At 69.0% G+C, this 2,742-nt stretch carries 2 protein-coding genes; both read right to left on the bottom strand.

Annotated features, from left to right (window positions below):
* Positions 1-32: 32 nt before the first annotated feature.
* A complete protein-coding gene (locus tag EEJ42_RS14915) occupies positions 33-1,151 on the bottom strand; it encodes a hypothetical protein (protein WP_148081950.1) in 1,119 nt (372 codons plus the stop codon).
* 443 nt (positions 1,152-1,594) lie between these two features.
* Positions 1,595-1,996: a hypothetical protein gene (locus EEJ42_RS14910; RefSeq protein WP_148081949.1), complete on the bottom strand. Its 402-nt coding sequence runs from the start codon at positions 1,994-1,996 to the stop codon at positions 1,595-1,597.
* Positions 1,997-2,742 lie beyond the last annotated feature (746 nt).

Here is a 2,742-nt window from a genome sequence, read left to right as displayed (position 1 = left end):
GCAGGTGCCGCACCCCGGGCCTGGCTGGGCGCTCAGTCGTTCAGAAACCGCTTCGCGGCCTCAGCCAGGGTCAGCTCCTCGCCGTCCGGGAGTCGCCAGCGCAGCGCACCCGCCTTCTTGCTGTGGACGGTGCCGCCGGGGGCGCCGGATTCCCGCAGACGCGTCGGCAGCGACTTTCGCGTGTGCTCGCCGGTGGCCGTGACACGCGGCTCGGCCGGGGCGATTCGGGGCAGTCCGCGCAGCTGGCCGAACGGCACCGACAGCTCGGAGGTACGCAGGCACCGCACGGCGAACCCCTTGTCCCGGCGACACGCCGCTACGACCTTCGCGTCCCGCATGGCCACGTCACGCGCCCCGGGGTCGTCCACGGCCTGGACGCGGGCGAGCTCCACGCCCTCGGCGTCCGTGACGGTCCACCAGTCGGTCAACTCGCCCTCGGCCTTAGGGGGGAGTTCGGGCAGCGGCCGAAGCCCGGCCAGCGGTACGCGGATGGGCTTTTTGTGCTTCACGCTGTGCACCTTGACCATGTTGTCCGTGCCGGGCTCGGACAACACCACGACGATGTCCCGGTGCTCCTCCCCCTCCTCGGGCACATAGACGGCCGCAGTGGCCACGGGGAAGGTGTTCACGGTTTCGGATTCGGATTCGGCGGCCTCGTCGTCACCAGCCGCGGGTGTTGCGGCGGTCTTCAGCGTGGTGGGCTCCGGCGGCAGAATGCGGAACCTGTGCCCGTCGGCGGCGGTGAGGGTCTCACCCTCCGCCATGGCCCTCACGCTGGCGGCCCGGGCGTCGAAGGTACCGCCCAGCCCGTGGCGGTCCAGGAGCACGGAGGCGAAGTAGGAGAACCCGTTCAGTCGGGTGCGGCCCGACACGGCCGCCTCGACGGTGGCGCCGTGGCTCACGGTGATCCAGATTCGGCCATGGGGAGCGTAGACCTGGGCGCGGTAAAGGGTCACCGGGGCGTCGTGGCCCAGACGGCGGCGGTCCGCCTCGGGCACGCGGGCCACGAGTCCATCCTTCTTCACGCGCCTGCTGTACTCCTCGCCGGTCTCGGCGCTCACCTCGAAGAGGCGGAAGAACTTCGGTGAGGCATCCTCAATCTTGGTGATCTGGTAGACACCGCCGGAGTTGTACATAAGCTGATCGCCCATCTTCAGCCTGTATGCCTCAACCGCGGGCACACGCCCCACACCCTGAAGATGGATCGTCGCGGTGGCTACATCAACGCTCTTGGACATGGCGAAGTTCTCCTCAGTGCGATACGAACATGGGAAACGGGCCGGGTCGCGGGCCGTAGAGGGGCTGGCGGGCGGTGCGTCCCAGCCGTTGCCGGTCGCCCACACAGCCGCACGAGAGAGAAGGGGGTCGTGCGAGGGAACTTTCCGGCCGGGCCTGACTGTCATGGACAGCGGAGTAAACGACACAACCCTCCGGGCCCGGCGGCACAGTCAAATACCTGGCTCTCAGGCGGGGCAGACGCGGCAGACGCGGTTGGGGCGGGTCCGGGCATTCACGCCCTCCGGAGCTGGTCCCGCACGCCCTCAACAATGCCCCGCTCCCGAGGCGCGCCGGGAGCGGGGCGGCTGCTGCGCGGTCAGCTGACGTGCGACGTGATGGCCTCGGTGTCGATGCCCGCAGCACCGCCGGCGAGCTGATCGAGGGCGACGAGAACCTCCTCTTGAGTGCGCATGGGGTGGAAGAGCCACTCGGCGTCAGCGTCGGTCAGGCCGAGTTCCTCCCGGGCGACCCACTCGATGTCCTGGCGCCTGCTCGTGTCCGGCACCACAGCGCTCCCTGAGGCAAGCAGGACGTGGCCGGTGAAGTGGGCGGCGTACCCCGCGACGCACAGAGTGGTGCCGCAGTGGACGGGGGCGTTGAGGTCCTCATCGGGGCGCAGGACATCACCGCTGAACCAGTCGTGCTGATCGTAGTGTTCGGGGCGCTCGTTGATCTCGTTGCGGATCCGGGCGGCGAGCGTGGCGTTCGGCATAGTCATGAGGCGGAAACCTCCAGTCGGTCCAAGGGGTGTGAGACGGCCCGAGGGGGGAAGGGTGGTCACCGCTCCCTCGGGCCGGTTTCCGAATCGTGGCTCGGTCAGGGCCAAGCCACGCAAACACCCGGTACATTCGGTTTCACGTGAGATCGGCGCGGGTGCAGTGGACCTTGTCGATGGCACGGCGGGCGGCCGAGCCGGGGTTGAGGAGCTCGCACACGCCGTGGGCGGCGGAATGCGGCAACCACCAGGCGTACTGGGCGACAGCACTACAAGCCCTCCATGCCCATCGGCAGCTGACCGTCGGGAGCGCACGCGTCGCGGGCATGGTCCTGTACGGCCATGGTGTGTTCCATCGCCTGTCGGTCCTCGACGAAGCATGCGTACCAGCCGCACCGAGAGCATCGGGACCAGATGAAGGTGCGGGTATCCGTCGGCTGCGACGGCGGACGCGGGCCCATCCACGTGCGGATGTGGCTTGTGTCCATCCACGTGGATAGACGTCGCCCCTCGGGGCAGCGCCGCTCCACGTCCTCGGCGACCGTAGCCGAAGCCGCAGCGACCGTGCACACCGTGCAGCCATGCCGATGCGCAGCAAACCGGTTGGGGAAGGAGGTGTTGCTACTGGACCTCATCTGGCGTTACTCGCCTCTCAACGTCGGGAAGAAGGGACATCCCGGGCCGCAGATGTGAGGCTGCGGGCGCGGGGGCCGGGGTGGTCACCATCGGGGGTGCCGTCCTTTCGGGGC

The sequence above is a fragment of the Streptomyces botrytidirepellens genome, from assembly GCF_003721215.1.
GTDB classification, from domain to species: domain Bacteria; phylum Actinomycetota; class Actinomycetes; order Streptomycetales; family Streptomycetaceae; genus Streptomyces; species Streptomyces himastatinicus.
This window is presented reverse-complemented; position numbering and strand designations above follow the sequence as displayed.

Coding starts and splice junctions, on each gene's coding strand:
- EEJ42_RS14915 (WP_148081950.1), bottom strand. CDS start 1,151: ATGGGCGATCAGCTTATGTACAACTCCGGCGGTGTCTACCAGATCACC.
- EEJ42_RS14910 (WP_148081949.1), bottom strand. CDS start 1,996: ATGACTATGCCGAACGCCACGCTCGCCGCCCGGATCCGCAACGAGATC.